21 protein-coding genes are annotated in these 21,417 nt (G+C 59.8%); 10 read left to right on the top strand and 11 right to left on the bottom strand.

Annotation, left to right across the window (positions count from 1 at the left end):
• Positions 1–15: 15 nt before the first annotated feature.
• The 10 genes from R3C98_RS01715 (at position 16) to R3C98_RS01670 (ending at position 11,460) form a co-directional block, all read left to right on the top strand.
• Positions 16–831, top strand: a complete 816-nt coding sequence (locus R3C98_RS01715) for an alpha/beta fold hydrolase (RefSeq protein WP_371312394.1) — start codon at positions 16–18, stop codon at positions 829–831.
• Positions 828–1,547 carry an acyl-CoA dehydrogenase family protein gene (locus tag R3C98_RS01710; protein WP_371312393.1) on the top strand — a complete coding sequence of 240 codons (720 nt, stop codon included), beginning with the start codon at positions 828–830 and terminating at the stop codon, positions 1,545–1,547. Before R3C98_RS01715 ends, R3C98_RS01710 begins: the two co-directional genes overlap by 4 nt.
• A 197-nt stretch (positions 1,548–1,744) precedes the next feature.
• Entirely contained in the window at positions 1,745–2,647 is a 903-nt protein-coding gene (locus R3C98_RS01705) for an acyl-CoA dehydrogenase family protein (protein ID WP_371312392.1), read from the top strand.
• Positions 2,644–4,689, top strand: a complete 2,046-nt coding sequence (locus R3C98_RS01700) for a 3-hydroxyacyl-CoA dehydrogenase NAD-binding domain-containing protein (protein ID WP_371312391.1) — start codon at positions 2,644–2,646, stop codon at positions 4,687–4,689. The genes R3C98_RS01705 and R3C98_RS01700 overlap by 4 nt, the downstream gene beginning before the upstream one ends.
• Before the next feature lie 21 nt (positions 4,690–4,710).
• Positions 4,711–5,913, top strand: a complete 1,203-nt coding sequence (locus tag R3C98_RS01695; protein ID WP_371312390.1) for an acetyl-CoA C-acyltransferase — start codon at positions 4,711–4,713, stop codon at positions 5,911–5,913.
• Positions 5,914–5,941: 28 nt separating this feature from the next.
• On the top strand, positions 5,942–6,727 hold the full coding sequence (gene mhpD / locus R3C98_RS01690) for a 2-keto-4-pentenoate hydratase (RefSeq protein ID WP_371312389.1): 786 nt from the start codon (positions 5,942–5,944) through the stop codon (positions 6,725–6,727).
• 12 nt (positions 6,728–6,739) lie between these two features.
• Positions 6,740–7,681, top strand: coding sequence for an acetaldehyde dehydrogenase (acetylating) (locus R3C98_RS01685; RefSeq protein WP_371312388.1), 942 nt, complete (start codon positions 6,740–6,742; stop codon positions 7,679–7,681).
• Positions 7,678–8,721, top strand: coding sequence for a 4-hydroxy-2-oxovalerate aldolase (dmpG, locus tag R3C98_RS01680; protein ID WP_371312387.1), 1,044 nt, complete (start codon positions 7,678–7,680; stop codon positions 8,719–8,721). The genes R3C98_RS01685 and dmpG overlap by 4 nt, the downstream gene beginning before the upstream one ends.
• A 114-nt stretch (positions 8,722–8,835) precedes the next feature.
• On the top strand, positions 8,836–10,386 hold the full coding sequence (locus R3C98_RS01675; protein WP_371312386.1) for an AMP-binding protein: 1,551 nt from the start codon (positions 8,836–8,838) through the stop codon (positions 10,384–10,386).
• A gap of 93 nt (positions 10,387–10,479) precedes the next feature.
• A complete protein-coding gene (locus tag R3C98_RS01670) occupies positions 10,480–11,460 on the top strand; it encodes an NAD(P)H-dependent flavin oxidoreductase (RefSeq protein ID WP_371312385.1) in 981 nt (326 codons plus the stop codon).
• 104 nt (positions 11,461–11,564) lie between these two features.
• On the opposite strand, the gene R3C98_RS01665 is transcribed toward R3C98_RS01670, so the two are convergent.
• The 11 genes from R3C98_RS01665 to trbB are packed head-to-tail and all read right to left on the bottom strand — an operon-like array spanning position 11,565 to position 21,144.
• Positions 11,565–11,879 (bottom strand): DUF736 domain-containing protein, encoded by a 315-nt coding sequence (locus R3C98_RS01665; RefSeq protein ID WP_371312384.1) that lies wholly within the window; start codon positions 11,877–11,879, stop codon positions 11,565–11,567.
• 3 nt (positions 11,880–11,882) lie between these two features.
• Positions 11,883–12,140, bottom strand: coding sequence for a DUF2274 domain-containing protein (locus tag R3C98_RS01660; protein ID WP_371312383.1), 258 nt, complete (start codon positions 12,138–12,140; stop codon positions 11,883–11,885).
• Positions 12,137–13,372 (bottom strand): TrbI/VirB10 family protein, encoded by a 1,236-nt coding sequence (locus R3C98_RS01655; RefSeq protein ID WP_371312382.1) that lies wholly within the window; start codon positions 13,370–13,372, stop codon positions 12,137–12,139. The genes R3C98_RS01660 and R3C98_RS01655 overlap by 4 nt, the downstream gene beginning before the upstream one ends.
• Before the next feature lie 3 nt (positions 13,373–13,375).
• Entirely contained in the window at positions 13,376–14,371 is a 996-nt protein-coding gene (trbG, locus tag R3C98_RS01650; RefSeq protein WP_371312381.1) for a P-type conjugative transfer protein TrbG, read from the bottom strand.
• Positions 14,368–15,066: a conjugal transfer protein TrbF gene (gene trbF, locus R3C98_RS01645; protein ID WP_371312379.1), complete on the bottom strand. Its 699-nt coding sequence runs from the start codon at positions 15,064–15,066 to the stop codon at positions 14,368–14,370. Before trbF ends, trbG begins: the two co-directional genes overlap by 4 nt.
• Positions 15,067–15,069: 3 nt before the next feature.
• Positions 15,070–16,368: a P-type conjugative transfer protein TrbL gene (gene trbL / locus R3C98_RS01640; RefSeq protein WP_371312378.1), complete on the bottom strand. Its 1,299-nt coding sequence runs from the start codon at positions 16,366–16,368 to the stop codon at positions 15,070–15,072.
• Between the two features lie 8 nt (positions 16,369–16,376).
• On the bottom strand, positions 16,377–17,093 hold the full coding sequence (gene trbJ / locus R3C98_RS01635; protein ID WP_371312377.1) for a P-type conjugative transfer protein TrbJ: 717 nt from the start codon (positions 17,091–17,093) through the stop codon (positions 16,377–16,379).
• Between the two features lie 10 nt (positions 17,094–17,103).
• Positions 17,104–19,569: a conjugal transfer protein TrbE gene (gene trbE / locus R3C98_RS01630; RefSeq protein WP_371312376.1), complete on the bottom strand. Its 2,466-nt coding sequence runs from the start codon at positions 19,567–19,569 to the stop codon at positions 17,104–17,106.
• Positions 19,563–19,817: a VirB3 family type IV secretion system protein gene (locus R3C98_RS01625; protein ID WP_371312374.1), complete on the bottom strand. Its 255-nt coding sequence runs from the start codon at positions 19,815–19,817 to the stop codon at positions 19,563–19,565. The genes trbE and R3C98_RS01625 overlap by 7 nt, the downstream gene beginning before the upstream one ends.
• Complete coding sequence (locus R3C98_RS01620) at positions 19,817–20,152, bottom strand: TrbC/VirB2 family protein (RefSeq protein WP_371312373.1); 336 nt, start codon at positions 20,150–20,152, stop codon at positions 19,817–19,819. Before R3C98_RS01620 ends, R3C98_RS01625 begins: the two co-directional genes overlap by 1 nt.
• On the bottom strand, positions 20,149–21,144 hold the full coding sequence (gene trbB / locus R3C98_RS01615; protein WP_371312372.1) for a P-type conjugative transfer ATPase TrbB: 996 nt from the start codon (positions 21,142–21,144) through the stop codon (positions 20,149–20,151). The genes R3C98_RS01620 and trbB overlap by 4 nt, the downstream gene beginning before the upstream one ends.
• Positions 21,145–21,417 lie beyond the last annotated feature (273 nt).

Below are 21,417 nucleotides of genomic sequence, written 5' to 3'. Positions count from 1 at the left end.
GACGAGGCAAGCAGAATGACTGAAGTAACGAGACGAAAACTCAATCTCGACGGCGGGATTGACATGAATGTCGCCGAGATGGGCTCCGGCCGGCCACTGATTTTCATTCATGGCAGCGGCCCGGGGGCGTCCGGTTGGAACAATTTCAGAGGCAACGCCAAAGTTCTGGCAGCGCAGGGCTATCGGTGCCTGATGCCTGACCTTGTTGGTTTTGGTCATTCAAGCAAGCCGACTGATATAACCTTCTCTCTGGAATATCTCGCCTCCACTATTCTCAAACTCATTGAGACCGACAAGCTTACAGACGTTGTGCTGGTCGGAAATTCACTTGGCGGCGCCGTTGCCATTCAGTGCGCGCTGGAGCGCCCCGATCTTGTCAGCAAACTGGTCCTTATGGCGCCGGGATGGCTGGAAGAGCGGGAAGTGTTCGCGGCCATGGAGGGTATCCAGGCCATGCGGCATGTCTTGATGGATCCGGAGGGGCTGAAGCTGGAAAACCTCCAGCGCACTCTGAAGCTCATGTTTGCGGATTCAAACAAGCTGCCAGCTGGTCTTGCTGAAGAGCGCTTTGATCTCGCCCAACTGCAGAATGACACGATCTATACGAATATGAGTGGTTCCAATCTGACCCCTCGATTGGGTGAGTTGCGCCTGCCGGTTCTGGGATTCTGGGGAGGTGAAGACCGATTCTGTCCTCCGTCGGGGGCATTGCACCTCGTAACAGGAGTTCAGGACTGCAAGGTGGTGATGATCGCGCGATGTGGTCATTGGTTCATGATGGAAGAGGCTGAACTCTTCAACCGAGAGGTTCTGGAGTTTGTTCGGAAGTGATCAGTTCCCGGCATATTCTGCAACGTGCCCTGGAGGCGGAAGAAGCGGGCGCTCTGCTTGAGACCTCCGCCTACAATGCACTGCAAATGGCAACGGATATCTGTGCCGGGGAATATGGAAAGACAGCCGAAGATGTTCTGTTTGGCCTCAGCAAGTCAGAAGGGCAGGAACGCCCTCTGCACATCGTAAATTGCGGTGAGGATACGCGGCCCCGAGTGGCGGTTCTGCAGGCAGAAAAAGGAATATCGGGACTTGTCACTGCAGCGAGCCAGAGCCGGATGTGGGCCGACCTTGTCAACACCAGCGCCCTGATTGGTTCCATGCAACAACTGGGTGCAGCGCGAGGCATGTTTGATCGTGCATGTGCTTATCTGAACAACCGGGTCCTGGACGGCCGTCCTCTGAGCGACCGGGAAGCCATCCGGGAATCCGTTGGTGAACTGTATGTCTGCTTGTTCGGAGCGGTGATGGCGTGCCGAAAAGCTATAGGGACAGCATCATCTGTTGGTGACACATTCGATCGAGCGACGATCGCTGCCCGGCTCATGGCTTTGCGAGCCTCGCAGATTGTATCGGCTGGCTCCATGCGCCTGCACGGCGGCGTTGCTATGATTGCGGGAGACCCTATGGATGTTCTGGCGCTTCGCCAGAACGACTACATCAGAATTTATGGATCGGCTGTCGAATGGCGGTTGCGCTTGGCGAGGATGCCATGACGCCACTCCAACAACAGGCAGACCGGTTCGACTCCACAGAAGCGAACGAAGACGTAGAACTGTTCCGATACTGGCTCATGGGGCAGGCTCAGTTTCAGCGGGGAGATCGTGCGGCCACGATCCGCAGCTGGCAAGGGCACAAGGATCGCGCAGGATGGGGGAGGTTGTCCTGGCCTGCGACCCATAAAGGCCGCGAAATGTCGTCCGCACAGGTTTATGCGTGTCGCGCGGCAGAGCGACAAGCGGTGCCGGACGCGGCTGCAACATGGCCGACATTAGATATCGTCGCCCCAACTTTGATCGAGTTTGCCGGCGAAACTCTGCAGGCCAAATCGCTCGCCGCGATCGCAGAAGGTGACCTGTGGACAATTGCTCTTCATGAACCGGACATCGGAGAAGATCTGCGAGATGTGGGAAGCCAGGCCCGGAGGCAAGGCGATACATGGCTTATTTCCGGCAAAAAGATTTGGTGCGCCCATGGCAAATTGGCATCGCATGCATTGCTCCTGGTACGGACAGGTAGCGTTGAGGAGCGGGAGCAGGGGCTTACCTGCTTTGCAGTTCCGCTCAATTCTCCGGGCGTAGAGGTCTTACCCATTCCGCTTGGGTCCGGGCGCGGGGACTTCGATGAAATCATTCTGAAGAATGTCGAGGTTCCGTCCTGGTGCATGATCGGCGCGCTCGGACAAGGTTGGCGCGTAACCGAGCGGTCTCGCACGTATCTGGCGAGTCAGCCGGAGTTTGAGGCGCGCCGCGCACTCAAGGCGCTTCAGACAAAGCTCAGCCTGGCGGGAGAAGACGCCCTGGTTCTGGCCACGGCAGACTCATTGATTGAGCGATTTACTGTGGGCGATGCTGCTGCCAGCGACGATGCCTTCGCTCTCGATCGGCTTGTCGGAAATCTGCTCGCAAGGGCGCAAATGGAAGAGATCGGACGAATTGCAGATGAGGCCGGCCTCTTTTTTGATGTCGATGGTCTGCGGTTTGGGGCGCTGCTCAATGAAACGCGGCTGGAATGGCGGCCGGCGCATTCCATCAAACAGGAACTGGGTCGACGCATTCTCGCGTCAGCCCGCAGGAATGGTGAGATCAGAAAATGAGTGTTGTGACGACGCACCTGACTGAAGGTGTCCTGATCGTTCGGACGGACAATCCCCCAGTCAATGCCCTTGGCCAGGCTGTCAGAGCTGGATTGGAGGCGGCCATTTCCGGCGCGGCTTCAGACAAGAACATCGAAGCGATCGTTCTGATCTGTAGTGGCCGCACCTTTTTTGCGGGTGCAGACATAACTGAATTTGGAAAGCCGGCCCAATCGCCAGACCTGAATGATGTGTGCGCAGTCATAGAGGCGCTCAACAAACCCGTCATTGCTGCAATTCACGGAACCGCTTTGGGGGGTGGCCTGGAGATCGCACTGTCATGCAATTACAGGGTCGCAGTGCCTTCTGCGAAGCTCGGGTTTCCCGAAGTCAAGTTGGGCCTGCTTCCCGGATCGGGCGGTACGCAGAGATTGCCTCGTCTCATCGGGGTGCCGGAAGCCTTGACCATGATTGGTCTCGGCGAGCCAGTCGACGCACGTAAGGCACTCGAAATCGTTCTATTGGACCGGATTGTTGGCGAAGATTCGCTCGAATCAGATGCTGTGGCGTTCGCGCGGGAGGTAGCTCTCAACAAGTCGCATCCTGTCACCAGTCAGCTGACGCACCGTACCCAGCGGGATGACATAGATTCGAACACGTATGACCAGTTCCTCAAATCCAATGCGCGCAAACTGCGTGGGCTTGAGGCGCCGCAGGCATGTGTGGAAGCCGTGCGTGCAGCGGTCGAATTGCCGTTCCCGGAAGGGCTCCGGAAGGAGCGTGAACAGTTCATCCGACTGATGAACGGGCCTCAGTCCAAGGCGCTTCGGCATGTGTTCTTTGCAGAGCGGACAGCCTCTCGGATCGAGGGAATTCCGGATGACACACCGACGATTCCAATCGAAAAGGTCGGTGTGCTGGGAGCCGGCACTATGGGTGGCGGCATCGCCATGAATTTTCTGACGGCGGGAATTCCGGTCACACTGATTGAACGGGAAAAGGCTTCTCTCGATCGCGGTGTCGCGACAATCCGGAAGAATTATGAGGCGACCGCCAGCAAGGGACGTTTGACGACTGAGCAGGTCGAGCGAGCCATGAACCTGCTCACGCCAAGTTTACAGTTCGATGATCTGGCCGATTGCGACCTGGTCATCGAGGCGGTGTTCGAGAACATGGATCTGAAGCTGGAGGTCTTTGCTCGCCTGGATGCGACCATCAAGCAGGGCGCAATTCTTGCCTCCAACACCTCGTACCTCAGTATCGATGAAATGGCGGGAGCGACAGCGCGGCCGGAATATGTGATCGGACTGCATTTCTTCTCACCGGCCAATGTCATGAAGCTCCTCGAGGTCGTGCGAGGTGCAAAGACTTCAGCGACAGTCTTGAAGACATGCATGGGTCTCGCCAGAATGATTGGCAAAGTCGCTGCCATATCCGGCGTGTGCTACGGCTTTATCGGCAACCGCATGTTGAGCCAACGGTCGCAGCAGGCGCAGGCTCTAATTCTGGAAGGCGCCAAACCCTGGGATGTTGACCGCGTTTTGACCCGGTTCGGATTTCCGATGGGCCCTTTTCAGATGTCGGATCTGGCCGGTCTAGATATTGGCTGGAATGCCAAGACGTCGAAAAGTTCAACCGTCCGCGAGGTTTTGTGTGAGCGTGGACGACTCGGTCAGAAGACCGGTAGCGGCTACTATGACTATGACGAAAACCGGAAGGGCCATCCGTCTGAAGAGACCGAAGCGATCATTGCGGAACTCGTGGCAAAGTCTGGCAGGAACCAGCGCTCGATTGGCGACGAGGAAATATTCGAGCGACTGCTTTACCCGATGGTCAATGAGGGGGCAAAAATCCTTCAAGAGGGCATCGCGCAGCGCGCTTCTGATATCGATGTGGTCTGGATCAACGGTTTTGGATGGCCTGCCTATACAGGTGGCCCGATGTACTGGGCCGACAGCATAGGCCTCGCAAATATTGTCCGATCTCTGGAAGCCAATTCGGTGGAGGTCGCACCATTGCTTCGGGCCAAGTCAGAAGCCGCTGAGAGCTTCATCCAGAAATAGATCTGAAAAGGGAACATCGCCATGCGCGAAGCAGTTATCGTCTCGACAGCGCGAACACCGATTGGACGGGCATACAAAGGCGCCTTCAATGATACCCAGGCCCAGTCCCTCGGAGGACATGCGATCAGGCATGCCGTCGAACGTGCTGGCATAGACCCGGCAGAAGTCGACGATGTGGTCTACGGCAGTGCATTGCAGCAGGGCTCTTCAGGGTTCAACATTGCACGGCAAAGCGCTCTGCGTGCCGGTCTTCCCGTAACTGTCGCGGGTCAGAGCGTAGACCGGCAATGTTCGTCAGGAATGATGGCAATTGCGATTGCGGCCAAGCAGATTATTGCTGATGGCATGACGACGACTGTCGGCGGCGGCGGCGAATCCATCAGCCTGGTGCAGAACGACAAACGCAATGGCTACCGCACGGCCGATCCATGGCTCGCTGAACACCACCCGGCCCTCTACATGTCGATGCTCGAAACAGCGGAGATCGTCGCTGATCGTTATGGCATCGACCGGGAAAAGCAGGACGAATATGCGCTGCAGTCGCAGCAACGGACTGCGGCGGCGCAGGCGGCGGACAAATTCGCGGACGAGATTGTGCCGATGCCTTCTGTCATGAAAGTGACGGACCGGAAGACGCAGGAAGTGAGTAACCAGGACACCTTGCTGCAGAAGGACGAGGGCAATCGTCCCGATACGACCCTTTCTGCGCTTCAATCGCTTCCGCTGGCCTTTCGAGGGGGACAACGGTTGAAGGAAGGACACTGCATTACGGCAGGCAATGCCTCGCAATTGTCGGACGGTGCATCTGCCGCGGTCCTGATGGAGAGCCGGGAGGCGTCCAAGCGCGGCCTTCGTCCGCTTGGCATCTATCGTGGTATCGCGGTCGCAGGGTGCGAACCTGACGAGATGGGTATTGGCCCGGTATACGCTGTCCCTAAGCTGCTCCGACAGCACGACTTGAAAGTCGGGGACATTGGGCTTTGGGAACTCAATGAGGCTTTCGCGGTGCAGGTCCTTTATTGCCGTGATCGTCTCGGCATTCCGGACGAGCTGCTCAATGTCAATGGCGGCGCAATCTCTATTGGCCATCCCTATGGCATGTCCGGCGCAAGAATGGTTGGCCATGCCTTGATTGAAGGCAAGCGGCGCGGGGCGAAGTACGTCGTCTGCACCATGTGTGTCGGTGGCGGTATGGGTGCCGCAGGCCTGTTCGAGGTCGCCTAGAAGTTCAGCCAGGCAGGACGCAGCAGACATGACCTCGGATTCCTACAAGAAAGCAGCCGACGCGCTTCTAAAGGCGCACCGCACCGGCAATTTCATCTCACCGCTTCGGGACGCAATCGGTAATGAGCCGGAGGCAGGTTATGCGGTGCAGGCCATCAACACCGCCCGCTGGGTTGAAGAAGGCCGACGCATCGTCGGCCGAAAAATCGGTCTGACCTCTTTGGCTGTTCAGCGCCAGCTTGGTGTCGATCAACCGGATTTTGGCGTCTTGTTTGCCGACATGGAATTCGGAGATGGCGATGAGCTACCGTTTGAACGAATGCAACAGCCAAGGGCCGAGGCGGAGATTGCTCTGGTCATGGGCCGGGATACTGAAAATCCCGACGTCACCTATGCTGAGCTGGTTAAAAGCGTCGACTGCGTTCTTCCGGCAATTGAGATCGTAGGTAGCCGGATCAAGGACTGGGACATCAAGATTTCAGATACGATTGCCGACAATGCATCGTCAGGCCTCTATGTCCTGGGCGGGCCGATGCGAAAGCTTGAAGGTGTGGATCTCGTCAATGCCGGAATGGTGATGAGCTGCAACGGACGCCCGGTCTCCTTCGGAGCGGGGGTTGCATGCCTCGGCAGTCCGCTCAATGCCGCGCTCTGGCTCGCCCGCAAGAGCGCATCGCTTGGAACGCCCCTGAAAGAAGGAGATGTGATCCTGACAGGAGCATTGGGACCTATGGCTCCTGTCGCTCGAGGCGATGTGTTCGAGGCGAGAATCGAGAGCATCGGGTCTGTTCGGTTTTCTGTAGACGCAAAATAGGGAAGGCGAGTCATGACAAAGACGAAAGTCGCGATCATTGGTTCCGGAAACATCGGGACGGATCTCATGATAAAGGTCCTTCGGAAATCCAAGACGCTTGAAATGGCAGCCATGGTTGGCATCGATCCGGAGTCGGACGGCTTGGCGCGGGCAAAACGAATGGGTGTCGCGACCACGCATGAAGGCATCGATGGGCTGACCAGGCTTGGTGTCTGGCCGGAGATTGGAATTGTTTTTGATGCAACGTCAGCCGGAGCACACCTTCGGCACAATGAAATTGTGACCGGCGCGGGCAAGGTGATGGTAGACCTCACGCCTGCTGCCATAGGTCCTTACGTAATCCCCGTGGTGAATGGCGATGAGCATCTCGATGCCTCCAACGTCAATATGGTCACTTGCGGGGGGCAGGCGACGATCCCGATTGTGGCTGCTATTTCCTCCGTGGCCACAGTACACTATGCGGAGATCGTCGCCTCCATTTCTTCAAAGTCTGCAGGTCCAGGCACTCGCGCGAACATTGATGAGTTCACGGAGACCACGTCGGCCGGAATCGAAAAAGTAGGACGCGCAGGGAAAGGGAAAGCGATCATTATTCTCAACCCTGCAGAACCTCCCATGATCATGCGGGATACGGTTTTTGCGCTATCCAGTGGAGCGGATGAAGAGACCATCAGGGCGTCTGTCAACGCGATGGTCGATAAGGTCAGGTCCTATGTTCCGGGCTATCGATTGAAGCAGGAGATTCAGTTCGAACGGTTCGGTTCCAACAATCCCGTGCGAATCCCGGGGCTTGGTGAATTTGAAGGTATAAAGACAAGCGTCTTTCTCGAAGTCGAAGGTGCGGCGCACTATCTGCCGGCATATGCAGGCAACCTAGACATCATGACATCAGCCGGACTTGCGACCGCGGAGAAAATTGCAGTGCGCCGGAAGATGAAGGAGCACGCGAAATGACCTTCGATCCGAATAGGGACAAACTGTATATCCAGGACGTGACGCTCCGCGATGGCATGCACGCGATACGCCACCAGTACGGCTTGGCGCATGTACAGAAGATCGCGGGAGCGCTCGATCAGGCGGGGGTTGACGCAATTGAAGTGGCCCATGGTGACGGCCTTAATGGCTCCAGCTTCAACTATGGATTTGGAGCCCATACGGACTGGGAATGGATCGAAGCCGTAGCCGACGTCGTGCGCAATGCGACACTGACCACATTGCTGTTGCCTGGAATCGGTACGATCGAAGAACTTAAACATGCCTACAAGCTCGGGGTACGGTCTGTCCGGATTGCGACCCATTGCACAGAAGCAGATGTATCAAAGCAGCATATCGAAACAGCTCGAAGCCTCGGCATGGATACGTCCGGGTTTCTCATGATGAGCCACATGATCGAGCCTGATGCTCTGGCGCAGCAGGCGAGGCTCATGGAGAGCTATGGAGCTCAGTGCGTATACGTTACCGACAGTGGCGGTGCCCTCGATATGGACGGATACATTGCCCGGCTTGAAGCGTATGATCGTGTGCTCAAGCCGGAGACAGAGCGTGGAGTGCACGCCCATCACAATCTCTCGCTCGGGGTCGCAAACTCCCTCGTAGCGTCCCAGCATGGGGCGCGCCGTGTTGATGCCTCTCTTGCCGGAATGGGCGCAGGGGCAGGAAATGCACCTCTCGAAGTCTTTATTGCCGCAGCTGACCGCAAGGGCTGGAAGCACGGCTGCGATCTCTTTGCTCTTATGGATGCCGCTGAGGACCTTGTGCGCCCGCTTCAGGATCGGCCCGTCCGCGTCGACCGGGAAACGCTCTCGCTTGGATATGCTGGCGTCTACTCGTCTTTCCTGCGGCACTCGGAAAAGGCTGCCAAAGACTATGGCCTCGATACACGTGCCATTCTGGTTGAACTTGGCCGCAGAAGAATGGTTGGCGGGCAGGAGGATATGATCACGGATGTCGCCCTAGATCTGGCGAGCGCAGTAGAGCGGACTGAGCCGTCATAATTGGTCCGGAGGCAGATCGATCAGGTGATCGTTTGGGAGGGGCAATCCGCAATGTACAGAGTGAATCTCACGCAATCCTACTTTCCCGCCCAAGGTGGTCCGGACCCCATTCCTATGACGATCGGTGACATGCTGCGCAGCGTTGTAGAGCAGAGTCCCGGGCAGCCGGCACTCAAGGAACTTTCCTATGACGGGGATATCGTCCGGACCTGGACATATGCGGAGCTGCTGAAGGATTGCGAGCGTCTCGCCCGGGCTCTTGCTAGCCGGCATGAGGTCGGCGCCCGCATAGCGGTCTATGCGCATAATGTACCCGAATGGGTATTGCTTGAGTTTGCCTGCGCTCTGGCAGGCATAACGCTGGTGACCGTGAACCCGTCATACCAGCAAAGAGAGCTTAAATACGTTCTGGAGCAGTCCCGATCGGAAGCGATATACTATGTTGCGGAATATCGCGGCAATCCAATGAAGAAGATCGCAGAAGAAGTCTGCGACCAGATTGCGGCCATCCGGCATCGCATACTTCTGACAGACCATCCTGCACTTTTTGACGGGGAGGCGGTCGGAAGCCTTCGCAATCCGAGACCAGCCGACCCGGTGCAAATCCAGTACACGTCGGGCACGACGGGATTTCCCAAGGGGGCGTTGCTTCATCACCATGGTCTGGTTCGGAATGGCATCGAGGCAATGGTGCGGGCTGGACTGAGAAGAGGGGACTCCTTCGTCCATCACATGCCTTTGTTTCATACGACCGGGTGTGCGATTCTTGTTCTGGGCGGACTGGCAACGGGCGCAACGATGCTCCTTGCGCCAGTCTTCGATCCCGCAATGATTGTCCGTGTCATTGAACGTGAGCGCTGCCAGTTCGTTCTGGGTGTTCCGACCATGCTTGTCGCATTAATCGACGAGGTAAGGCGGTCTGGACGTGACGTGTCCTCTATTCGAAGGATCATGTCCGGAGGCGCCATGGTCGCGCCTCAGTTGTGCCGCGATGCGCAAAACGTCCTCGGGGCGCCAATTCAGATCGTGTACGGTCAGACCGAGACGTCTCCGGTTATGACTCAAGCGTGGTATGAAGATAGTCTTGAAGACCTAACCGAAACCATTGGCCAGCCGGCGCCCTTCACCGAGATGTCAATTCGGGACCCGAAAACGAACGCAGTCCTGCCGATAGGGGAGCAGGGCGAAATTTGCGCCCGGGCCTATAGCGTTATGCTCGGCTACAATGACAATCCTGAGGCGACATCTGCAACGATCGATAAGGACGGTTGGCTCCATACCGGTGACCTTGGCCGCATGGATTCCCGTGGTTATCTGAAGATCACCGGCCGCGTGAAGGAGATGATCATTCGCGGGGGCGAAAATCTTTTCCCTGCAGAAATAGAGAATGCCATGCTGGAGCATGATGCGATTGAAGAAGTTGCCGTCGTTGGCATTGAGGACGAGAAATGGGGAGAGCAGGTTGCCTGCTTCATTCGAAGCAAGTCTGAAACGCCGCTTCGGGCTGCAGACCTCAAGGCGTTTGTGCGCGAACGCCTGTCACCGCAGAAGACGCCTGCTTACTGGATCCGCGTAGAGGGCTGGCCCCTGACTGGCTCCGGGAAAATTCAGAAGTTCAAACTCAGGGAAGGGTTTGAAGCGGGCGAGTATCAGGTTCTGGAATAGCACGCTTGGCCGGACAAATTCTGCGTCGGATTTCGGTTCGAAACGGCAGACAAAGTATTGTTTCCGCATTCAGAATATTTGGAGAGTTGAAGAATGGCACTCAAGACGCGCTTCACCGAACTGTTCGGGGTCGAGCACCCGATCGCCCAGGGCGGCATGCAATGGGTCGGCTATGCCGAAATGGTGGCCCCGGTCGCCAATGCCGGCGGCCTTGGCTTTCTCACGGCGCTGACCCAGCCGACGCCGGAAGACCTGGCGAAGGAAATCGCCCGTACGAAGGAAATGACCGACAAGCCCTTCGGCGTGAACCTCACCATCCTGCCGGCGATCAAGCCGCCGCCCTATGCGGAGTACCGCGACGCGATCATCCAGGGCGGCATCAAGATTGTCGAGACGGCCGGCTACAAGCCGCAGGAACATATCGACCATTTCAAGCAGCACGGCATCAAGATCATTCACAAGTGTACGGCCGTGCGCCACGCCCTGTCAGCCGAGCGGATGGGCGCCGACGCCATTTCCATCGATGGGTTCGAGTGCGCTGGCCATCCGGGGGAGGACGATATTCCGGGCCTCATCCTGATCCCGGCGGCGGCCGACAAGGTCAAGGTGCCGATGCTGGCGTCGGGCGGTTTCGGTGACGGTCGCGGCCTTGCCGCCGCACTGGCGCTCGGTGCCGACGGCATCAATATGGGCACGCGTTTCTGCGTGACGAAGGAGGCCCCGATCAATGAGGCCTTCAAGCGTCAGATGGTGGAGAATGACGAGCGCGCCACCAACCTCATCTTCCGTACCCTGCACAACACGGCCCGCGTGATGAAGAACGCCGTTTCCGACGAAGTTGTCGCCATCGAACGCAAGGGCGGTGCAAAGTTCGAGGATGTCCAGCATCTCGTCGCTGGCGTGCGCGGTCGCAAGGCCATGGCCGATGGCGACACCGATAGGGGCATCTGGTCGGCCGGCATGATCCAGGGCCTCATCCACGACATCCCGACCGTCAAGGAACTGATCGACCGCATCGTCGCCGACGCCGAAGCCATCATCAAGGGCCGGCTGAACGACCTCATCGTGAAGTAGGCGGGATCTATCACCAGACCGAGGTAAATCGGCGCCCATACGGACGCAGTCCCTCAAACGCGCTTTGGGCACCGGCAAGTGTCTGCGCAACAAAATTTCCCTGTCTAGCGTGCCTTCGTTCTGCTCCAGACCATCACGCCAGTGCCGTCTTTCTCGTTCTCAAAGAAAGCGGCGCGGATTGGTGCCGGGAAGCTCGGATCATCCAGTTTGATGGCGAGATAGGGTGATTCGCCATCTTTAGAGTCCTGACGCCATGCGGCACCGAGTTCGGCCCCTCCAGCATAGAGCCGGAAGTCGGGAGCATCGTCGTTGGCCTTGGTCTTGTTCGGGACAAGCTGGGCTTTGACATTGATGGTCATGGTACGGATGGTGCCTGTGTATTTTCCATCCTTCAGGGTGAATGCGCCGATTTGTGCCATGGGTCAGTCTCCGTTTCTGGCGTTGGCGTGAAGGGCCTTGCGGGCCCGCTTGAACCCGGCGTCAGACGCCAGGAACATGTCGAGCATGGCGGGGATCAGCGTTTCAGGCTTTTCCTCCTCGCCATAGGTTTGTTGATAGATCGCGGCATAGTCAGTGAGGGCTGCGGTGAGATCCGGATCGAGCGCTACGGTCATGCGAACGGGCGCGCGGTCGGGGAGTCGTTCAAGTTTGAGGGACATCGTCGTCATCGTCATGGTCATTGAGACCTGAGGATGATGTCGCGCGTGACCACCACCCGCACAGGCCAGCCGGGCCGGATGCGGATTGTCGGCTGGATGCCGAGACTGCGATCGACTACGCGCTGGCCGGACTGGTTCACGGTGTCGGTCGTCCCACGACGAATTGCGCGGACGATGTCGTCATCCTCACTCGAAGGCCCGAGTTCGGCGCCGATCCCGAGGATGGTCGCAAGCCCTGCGGCGGCAAATACGCGGTCCCAGTGATGATCTGTCCGGTCGGAAAGGCCGGCATATCCCTCGCCATCCGCTCCGGGCTCCGAGATTTGTATTGAGGCTCCATCGGGGAAGATGATCCGGTCCCAGACGACGAGCGCCCGGTCCTGCCCGAACGAGACTTCAGACTGGTAGCGCCCGATCAGGCGGGCACCCTGCGGGATCAGCAGGTATTGTCCGGTGACAGTGTCATAGACGGGCTGGGTAACCTGCGCGACGATGGTACCGGGCAGGTCGCTGTTGATGCCTGTTACAAGCGAGGCCGGGAGCAGCGTGCCCGCCATGACCTGATAGGGAGAGAGTGGATCTTCGATCCGGTGCGGATTGTAGATATCGGATCCGCCGCCATTACCCGCAAAGGCCAGCTTGCGATCCTGCAGATTGGTTTCGGCTGGTTGAGTAAAGGCGGATGGTGTCGCTGCCGGCGTCGCGGCAAGGGCAAGGAGTTCGGATCGAAGATCGCCCGCGAGATCGCGGGAAGAGGTCTTTCCTGTGGGCAGGGCGGCGGATTCGGACTGAAGCTTGAAGAAGACAGGAGCGCGGGCAGCGTCTTCGGCGAGCGCCGCTTCGCGCATGCGCCTGGCCCGCGCGGCTTCATCTGCCGGATTGGGCCGGAAGTCGTCCTCGAACCGGTCGGCATATTCCGGCTCGATGCCAAGATCGCGTTCGGCTGACAGGATGGTCGCACCGAGATCGCCGGAAAGGGGTGGACCGAGCTTTGGCACGGCGTCATAGCTGGCCGGCAGGGTGGAGAATCCTTCCGGCTTTCGCGTGTTCGTCGTGTTGTAGAGCTCTCGCTGGTCGCCAGGTTCGATGGCCTTCGGAGGGGCGAGCGCGATGCTCGCGGCGGCGAACAGGCCAAGCGCGCCAAGGCCCGCGCCGGCGATCAGGACCTTCCGGTTGATGCGCGTAACCGGCCGGGGCGCAGAGCGGATTTTCAGCCGCTCGGCATGTTCGTCAAAGGGAATGGGTTCTGACATGGCTCAGCCCCCGAAAATTGCCGCAAGGCCCGTCCGGCGCTCGACCCGGGAAATCCGCACGACGGTCTGGTCTTTCTGGCCGAGCCGGAGTTCGGCGGCCCGGAACAGGCGGTCGACGACATAGTAATTTCCACGGACGCGGTAGTTTACGAGTTCCGCGTTGCCCGTGTCACCGAGCACGAACAGTGGGGGCATGTCGGTGGTGGCGATCGAGGCAGGCATCTGGATGAAGACCTGCCTGCCGTCATCGAACACCCGGACAGGCTTCCAGTCAGGCGTGTCTCCGGAGAGGCGGTAGTCGAAGTTCAGGCCTTCGAGCGTCAGGCCCTGTTCGATGGAACCGCTCTCCCGCGCAATGGCCTGTGCATTGCGTGCCGTGAGGCCGGCAAGCTCGTCTGCCGGATAGCGCCAGGAGAGAGCCGCCATATAGCTGCCATCCGTGCTTTCGAGTTCGAGATGATAGGTCCGCCGGTCGGTGGCGATCATCAGATTGGTGCGGATACCCGCGCTGATCGGCTTGATCAGCACATGAGCGCGAGCGGTCGTGCCGGAGCCTGATGAGGTGTCGCCGACAACCCAGCGGACGGTGTCGCCAGCGGAGACCGAGACGAGCGCTTCACCCGGTTGAAGGCCAATATCGCTGACCTGGCCGGGGCTCGCATAGAGCCGGTAGAGCGCCCCTTCCGTATAGGGATAGACCTGGATCGCATTCACATAGCCATCGACCGAGGGTTCGATCAGGGCGTGTGCGCGGCCTTCCTTGATGGCTTCTTCCGGGGAGGCCTGAGGTTCTGGTGGGGATGAGGCAACGGCTTTCATCTGGCCGGGGAGGGGAAGTGGGATCGCGGTCTCCACGATCCGGATCGGATGATCGATCTCTTCCTCGATGGGTGAGGCCGCCTGGAACGCCTCTGGGTCGATCGGTTCGAGGTCCGTTGGTGTTGTCGCGCAGGCGGCGATGAGGGCAAGCCCGGAGCTTGCGAGCAGATTGCGGATCATTGGGAGTCTCCTGTGACAAGGTCCTGACCCCAATTGAGGCTGTGGACATACAAACCGAGGGGATTGGCGCGGAGCGTCGCGGCATCTTTCGGGGGCTGGGTGATGAGGGAGAAGAGGCCGGTGTAGCGCTCGGCTTTCACAAGCGCGCCGTTCTCATAGGTCTTCTCGATCCAGCGGGCCTGGAAACTGTCTTCCGAGACACGCACCACACTGACGACATCGACGGTGCGGGACTTGCGGCCGATATCGGCGAAGGGATCATTTGTCTTTGCATATTCATTGAGTGTGGTCGCTGCCGCCGCGGTGACGAAGTCATAGGCTGAGAGCCAATTCTCGCGCACAACCACCGGGTCCACGCTGAGGCCGCGCACATGAGAGATGAAATTTGCGAGGTGATGCGCGATCTGAGCATCTGTCGGCGTGTAGCGGTCCGTGGCTGGTGCGACCGCGCGGGCAGCACCTTTCTCGTCGACTTCGACAATATAGGGTGTGACGCTGGACTGCAGGCTCCGCCAGACAAGCGCGCCGGACGTTGCGAAGCAGAGGCCAAGGCAGCCAAGGGCCATCAGCCGCCAGTTTTTCGCCTGAACACGTGCTGACCCGATCCGCTCGTCCCAGACCTGTCCCGCCTTCTGGTAAGGCGTTTCCGGGAACGGGCTTGCCCCATAGTGTGATGCTGATCGCTTGAATGCCATTTTCTACTCGTCCTTGTCCTGAAGGCTTGGGGCAGCGCCGCCGGAGCCCCGGTCGCCATCGCGCAGCGAATGGGCGGCGATCTGGCCGGCATGGCTCATGCGCTGGCCGCGTTCCATGCGCCGGGCCCAGCCGGGGCTCTGCGAGGCGGAAGTGTCGGGGGATTGGCTACTGCCAGTCGTGGTACCAACGGTCGCCCGCCAGGCACTTTCGCTGCCGCGCCGGTAGGCATCCTGGAAGGCATTGGCAGGCCTAGCAACCGTACGGCGGATCGCATCGCCACTCGCACGCGCGACACCGGCAAGCCCGGCGGCAACCCCTGCGGGACCGGTTGCACCTGACGCGACCGTACCCATCGTGTAGGAGGTGCGCGCCGCGCCTGCCATGGATGTGCCGGCCTTGACGGCGGTGGAGACGCCGCCGGCGGCTGCACGGGCCCCCATGCCTGCCGCATAGGTTCCGGCCGCGACACCCATAGCAGCGCCTGCGGCAGAGCCTGCACCGAGTTGCGGAGCGCCGGTGATGAGGCCGCTCGCAATGCCGGGGCCGAAGATGCCCATCCAGAAGAAAACAAGGGCCGCAAGAACGGTGCCCATGACTTGAGCGAGCGTGATATCGTCGCCGGTTCGGAACGCATCCGTGATCGAGCCGAACAGGGTCGATCCGATGCCGATGATCACGGCGAGGACCATCAGCTTGACGCCGGACGTGATGACATTGCCGAGCACGCGTTCGGCGAGGAATGACGTCTTGTTCCAGAGCGCGAACGGGACCAGCACGAATCCGGCCAGCGTGGTCAGCTTGAACTCCAGGATCGTGATGAACAGCTGCACCGCCAGCACGAAGAAAGCGATCATGATCACTGCCCAGGCGATGAACATGACACCGATCATAATGAAGTTGTGGAAGAAGGCGATTGGGCCGACCATGTCGCCGATCTCTTCGAGCAGCGGCTTTGCGGCCTCGAGCCCGACGCCGGCAATGAAGCCCGGACGCAGGAGGTCTTCAGCTGTCATGCCGGAGCCGCTGGCGGTCAGGCCGAGATCAGCAAAGCTCGCAAAGACAATGTCGGCGAGCAGCGCGAAATTGCCTATGATGAATGCGAAGAAGCCGACATAGAGCACCTTTTTCAGGAGACCAGAGATCACGTCCGTATTCTGACCGAGCGCCCAGAAGAGGCCAGCCAGCGTGATGTCGATGGCAATGAGTGTGGTCGAGAGGTACGCCACATCCCCCGCCAGCAGGCCGAACCCGCTGTCGATGTAGGCGGTGAAGGTCGCAAGGAAGGTGTCGATCACGTCCATAGGGCGGCTCAGTTTCCGAGAAAGGCTTTCGTGCGGGCCCGGCCGCGTTCGGCTTCGGCGAGTTCCCGGGCACGTTCGAGCGCTTCGGCGCGGTAGTAGGACGCCATCATGCTCTCCATCTGGATGAGCTGTTCGGTCTGCATCGCCTCGATCTGGTTGCCGGCCTGCAGGACCTGGAGATTGCCGGCCGCGCCCTGGCTCTGCTCGATCAGTCCCGCGATTGCGGTCGCATCTGTCTGATTGTCTTCAAGGGCGGCCGCGACCGTCGTCAGCGTGTCGCGATAGGCTGTCCGCGACTGGCGCCAGCGGGCACGCGCGTCTTCCACCAAGACTTCCTGGCGTGGGGGCTCTTCGCCATAGGATTCGGGGTAGGCGGTCTCGTATTCGCGTTCGACCTCATCGACGCCATAGCCGATGCCTTCGGCCTTGCGCATCAGTTCCTCGATCCGGTGAATGCGGTCGAGAATGATTGCCTCGGCGACATTGACCGGCAGGGTTTCGAGATTGCGGGCCATGTTCTCCAGCATCTCGATCTCATGGGTGAGCTGCTCGATCTGCTGGTCGATCTGCTGGAGCGCGCGCACTGCCTGAAGCATGTTCTGAACATGGTTTGCCGGGTCATAGACGGTGAGCTGGGCATGGGCGGGAGGCGCAACGAACACGCTCAGCGGGACCGCGGCGAGCGGGACGAGGAGGCCGGCAAGGCCGGAGAGGGCGCGTTTCATCGGGCGGTTCCTATTCGGCTGCGATTGCTTGAACGGGAAGGGCGGGCGGGGGTGTTGGATTCTTGTCTCCCGGCCAGCGGGCCAGTAGGTCACCGGCCCAGGGAAGACTTTTTTCGTGAAGCCAGGTCTCAGCGAATTGGTCGCCTTCGGTCTCAGCCCATACCCGGTCGAGCGTGTCCTGATCCTGCGGCGAACTTGCGCCGCAGGTGGCGAGCGCGATGGGGCCGAGACCCAGTTCAAACACGCGACAGCCAAGTGGTGACTGGTAGTAGTAATCACGCTTTGGTGTTGACTGGCTGATCAGTTCGATCTGGCGGGCGTTGAGCCCGAAGCGCTGATAGGTTTCTTTCGATTGAGGTTCCTGTGCGCGCTCATTCGGCAGGAAGATCCGTGTCGGGCAGGATTCGATCAGCGCAGGGGCGATAGAGCTGTTCGCAATGTCGGTCAGCGATTGGGTTGCGAAGATGACGCTGACATTCTTCTTCCTGAGGGTCTTCAGCCACTCGCGGATTCGTGCCGCAAATACCGGATCGTCAAGGAAGAGCCAGGCTTCATCGAGAATAAGGAGGGTCGGACGTCCATCGAACCGGGCTTCGAGCCGGTGGAAGAGATAGGTGAGCACAGGCAAGACCGCGCCTTTCCGATGCATCAGCTCTTCCATTTCGAAACAGACCGTATCGGCGAGCGTCAGGCTTTCATAATCGCCATCGAGCAACCGGCCGTGCGGGCCTTCAAGGGTGAAGGGATGGAGGGCCGATTTGAGGGTCTCGTCCTGCAGCATCAGGCAGAGTCCGGTCAGGGTGCGTTCGGCTTCCGGTGCCGTGGCGAGTGCCTGAATCCCCTCCCATAGACGGGCCTTCAGGTCCGGTGTCATGGCGACGCCTTCAAGGCTGCAGAGTCCAGCCAGCCAGTCGGCGGCGAAGCTTGCGCCCGCATCGGTATCGATGTCCCTTAGCGGCTGGAGGCTCGGCGCATCCGAACTGCCAAGGTCGATATGGGCGCCACCCATGCAGAGGGTTGCGGCGCGGGCAGAGCGGCCCTTGTCGAAGATAAAGACCTGACCAGCTTCATAGCGCTGCCATTGCAGGGCGATGAGGGACAGAAGGACCGATTTGCCGGCGCCGGTCGGACCGACCACCAGCGTATGGCCGACATCGCCGACATGGAGGTTGAGCCGGAACGGTGTGGTGCCGCCAGTCTGCGCCTGGATGAGCGCCGGGGCATCGAGGTGTTGGATTTCTGCTTCGCCTGCCCAGACGGCGGATAGCGGCACCATGTGGGCGAGGTTCAGCGTATGCAGGACGGGCTGACGGACATTGGCATAGGCATGGCCGGGAAGGGAGCCGAGCCAGGCTTCGACGGCATTGAGCGTCTCCCGGATCGCTGTGAACCCGCGGCCATTGATGATACGCTCGGCAATCCGGAGGTGTTCCTCGACGAGGCGGCGGTCGGGATCGCAGACGGTGATCGTTGTCGTGACATAGCCATAGGAGACGAGGTCGGCGCCGAGTTCCTGCAGGGCCGCATCGGCATCGCTTGCCTTGTTGTCGGCATCCGTATCCAGCAGCGCCGCCTGTTCATTGAACATGGTCTCGCGGAGGATCGCGCCGATAGATTTGCGCTTGGCGAACCAGTGGCGCCGCTTCTTGCCCAGCACCTTCTCGGCTTCGGCCTTGTCCATGGCGATGAAGCGTGTGCCCCAACGGTATGAGAATCCCTGCCGGTTCAGCTCGTCGAGGATGCCAGGCAAGGTAGAGGCCGGGAAGCCCAGGATCGTCAGGGTCCGGAGATGCGCATCACCGATCATGGGTTCAAGTCCGCCGGCGAAGGGCTCGTCGGCCAGCACGGCGTCCAGGAAGACCGGAAGTTCCGGTGTCACGACGTTGTGGCGCTTGGTCGAGATGGTTGAGTGGAGATAGGTGAGGGTTTCGTCGTCGCTGAGATTGGCAATCTCGGCCAGGCAGGTGGCGAGCAGGTCGAAGACACGTGCAGCGTGTTGTTCGAACGTTTCGAGTCGCTGGCGCCATGTCTCAGCATCCTCCGTCTCCGCCCGTTCGATCAGGACCTTTTCCGCCCGGCCTGTCGTGTCGGCTGGGGGTAGCCACAGCAGCGTCAGATAGTAGTGGCTTTCATAGCGGGCGCCGGCTTCTTTGGACTGCAACGCGCGTTCCTGATCCACGAGCCAGGACACTGGATCCGGGAAGGAGCACTCCGGATAGTCATGGATCTCTTCGCGCTGAGCCTCGAAGAAGAGCGCCCAACCGGACCCAAACCGGCGCAGCACATTGTTGACCCGCGCCATGACCGAGACGAGTTCTTCTTCGGTCGAGCTTTCGAGGTCCGGGCCGCGATAGCGGAACGTGGTCTGGAAGCTGCCATCCTTGTTGAGGACGATGCCGGGCGCCACAAGGCAGGCCCAGGGAAGATAGTCCGCTAGCAGGCGCGGGGTTTCAGAATACTCTTTGAGGTTCAGCATTGCAGATGTTCCTTGTGGCGTGTGGAGCGACTGGCGACGGCCATGAAATCCGGATCGCTTCTCGCCATGAACACCGCTGCGGAATGTCCGGCCGCCCAGAGGACGAGACCCGGGATCCAGAGCTGCAGCCCGAGAGCGAGCGCCGCAGCCAGTGTTCCGATCGCGATAGCAGCCGAGCGCGGCGCGCCCGCCATCAGGATCGGTTCGGCAAGCGAACGGTGCAGGGGGATTTCGTAACCGTTCGCCATCAGATCAGCGCGCCACCGCCGAAGGAGAAGAAGGTCAGGAAGAAGCTCGTCGCGGCGAAGGCGATTGAGAGCCCGAACACGATTTGGATCAGCTTTCGGAACCCGCCGCTTGTTTCGCCGAATGCGAGCGTGAGACCGGTGATGGTGATGATGATCACAGCGACGATGCGCGCGACCGGGCCTTCGATCGATTGCAGTATCTGATCAAGCGGACCTTCCCAGGGCATGCCGGTACCGGCCGCGTGAGCGGGTGCTGCCGCGAGCGTGGCAGCGGTGAGGAGAATGGCCGCCTCACCTGTCCGGCGAAGGGCTTTCAGTTTGTTGTAGGGACTCATGTCATGTCTCCATGTCTGACAAGGGAAAGGGAGCGGGAAACCAGTGGCTCGGTCACATAGCCCTCGCCATCAAAGCCGGTGAGACGGACCGCCTCATCGACACGGCGTTCGCCATTTGCCCGGCTCATGAACACGACGACGTCGATGGCCTCGACGATGAGGTCGAACGGGATCTGGCGCGTGGCTTCAAGGGTCAGCTGTTCGAGCCGGCGGAGGGCTCCCTGCGCAGAATTGGCATGCAGGGTTGTAATCCCGCCCGGATGGCCCGTGTTCCAGGCCTTGAGAAGATCGAGCGCTTCGGGCCCCCGCACTTCGCCGACGATGATCCGGTCGGGACGGAGGCGCAGCGTCGAGCGGACGAGCTGTTGCAGGCTCACTTTGCCCTGCTGCGTCCTGAGACGGACGGCATTCGGCGCGGCGCAATCGAGCTCGCGCGTGTCTTCGAGGATGACGATCCGTTCCTGTGCGAGGGCCGGTTCGGCCAGCAGGGCGTTGGCGAAGGTCGTTTTGCCGGATGAGGTTCCGCCGGCGATCAGGATGTTTTGCCTGGCATCTATTGCCGCGCGCAATGCGAGCGCCAGGGCAGGGGAGAGTGCATCGCGGCCCACATAGGTCTCTAGGCTCGAAGGAATGCGTGAAGGCTTGCGGATTGAAAAGCACGGAGCTGTCGATACGGGCGGGAGAAGACCTTCAAAGCGCTCGCCACTGCCTGGAAGTTCGGCAGAGACGATAGGGGAGGCGCGGTTTGTGGCTTCTCCCGCCCCTGAGGCAACGAGCCGGATGACGCGTTCGCGGTCAGCGGAGCTAAGGGTATGGAGGGACCTTTCGAGTCCAATCCTGTGCCGTTCGATCCAGACAGAGCCATCGGGATTGGCCATGATCTCGATCGTGTCAGCCGCGTCGAGCGCGTCCCGGATGACCGGACAGAAGGCCGTCCGCAACATGGCGCTCCGGCGGTTGTCTGTCTCTTCTGCGTGTCCCGCATGTGCCATGAGCTTCAGGCCTTCCTGTCTGGTCAGCTTCAATGTCTCAGATCAGGGCGACATTCAGGAGTTGGAGGCGAGGCCAATCGCGGCAGGGACGCGCGAAGGTCGGCAAACCGGTCCAATCGGGCCCTCTGCCCGACTGTCCCGGCCTCATGGTGAATGAAAGTTTGACGATCTGGCGATCCGGTCATCCTTGATCGGAAGATATTAATGTGCCGCCCCAATTTGTTAACACATCCAGAAACTTCAGGTGGGGGCTTGGCGCTTCAGTTGCAATTT

Source organism: Hyphomonas sp. (genome assembly GCF_041398465.1).
GTDB lineage: Bacteria > Pseudomonadota > Alphaproteobacteria > Caulobacterales > Hyphomonadaceae > Hyphomonas.
This window is presented reverse-complemented; position numbering and strand designations above follow the sequence as displayed.

Bases quoted from the DNA above. Each gene is read 5' to 3' on its own strand.
- R3C98_RS01700 (WP_371312391.1), top strand. From the start codon at position 2,644: ATGAGTGTTGTGACGACGCACCTGACTGAAGGTGTCCTGATCGTTCGG.
- R3C98_RS01695 (WP_371312390.1), top strand. From the start codon at position 4,711: ATGCGCGAAGCAGTTATCGTCTCGACAGCGCGAACACCGATTGGACGG.
- R3C98_RS01685 (WP_371312388.1), top strand. From the start codon at position 6,740: ATGACAAAGACGAAAGTCGCGATCATTGGTTCCGGAAACATCGGGACG.
- R3C98_RS01620 (WP_371312373.1), bottom strand. From the start codon at position 20,152: ATGAGTCCCTACAACAAACTGAAAGCCCTTCGCCGGACAGGTGAGGCG.
- R3C98_RS01715 (WP_371312394.1), top strand. From the start codon at position 16: ATGACTGAAGTAACGAGACGAAAACTCAATCTCGACGGCGGGATTGAC.
- R3C98_RS01675 (WP_371312386.1), top strand. From the start codon at position 8,836: ATGACGATCGGTGACATGCTGCGCAGCGTTGTAGAGCAGAGTCCCGGG.
- trbL (WP_371312378.1), bottom strand. From the start codon at position 16,368: ATGGACGTGATCGACACCTTCCTTGCGACCTTCACCGCCTACATCGAC.
- dmpG (WP_371312387.1), top strand. From the start codon at position 7,678: ATGACCTTCGATCCGAATAGGGACAAACTGTATATCCAGGACGTGACG.
- trbJ (WP_371312377.1), bottom strand. From the start codon at position 17,093: ATGAAACGCGCCCTCTCCGGCCTTGCCGGCCTCCTCGTCCCGCTCGCC.
- R3C98_RS01625 (WP_371312374.1), bottom strand. From the start codon at position 19,817: ATGGCGAACGGTTACGAAATCCCCCTGCACCGTTCGCTTGCCGAACCG.
- R3C98_RS01665 (WP_371312384.1), bottom strand. From the start codon at position 11,879: ATGGCACAAATCGGCGCATTCACCCTGAAGGATGGAAAATACACAGGC.
- R3C98_RS01670 (WP_371312385.1), top strand. From the start codon at position 10,480: ATGGCACTCAAGACGCGCTTCACCGAACTGTTCGGGGTCGAGCACCCG.
- trbE (WP_371312376.1), bottom strand. From the start codon at position 19,569: ATGCTGAACCTCAAAGAGTATTCTGAAACCCCGCGCCTGCTAGCGGAC.
- trbB (WP_371312372.1), bottom strand. From the start codon at position 21,144: ATGGCACATGCGGGACACGCAGAAGAGACAGACAACCGCCGGAGCGCC.
- R3C98_RS01705 (WP_371312392.1), top strand. From the start codon at position 1,745: ATGTCGTCCGCACAGGTTTATGCGTGTCGCGCGGCAGAGCGACAAGCG.
- R3C98_RS01655 (WP_371312382.1), bottom strand. From the start codon at position 13,372: ATGTCAGAACCCATTCCCTTTGACGAACATGCCGAGCGGCTGAAAATC.
- mhpD (WP_371312389.1), top strand. From the start codon at position 5,942: ATGACCTCGGATTCCTACAAGAAAGCAGCCGACGCGCTTCTAAAGGCG.
- trbF (WP_371312379.1), bottom strand. From the start codon at position 15,066: ATGGCATTCAAGCGATCAGCATCACACTATGGGGCAAGCCCGTTCCCG.
- trbG (WP_371312381.1), bottom strand. From the start codon at position 14,371: ATGATCCGCAATCTGCTCGCAAGCTCCGGGCTTGCCCTCATCGCCGCC.
- R3C98_RS01660 (WP_371312383.1), bottom strand. From the start codon at position 12,140: ATGACCATGACGATGACGACGATGTCCCTCAAACTTGAACGACTCCCC.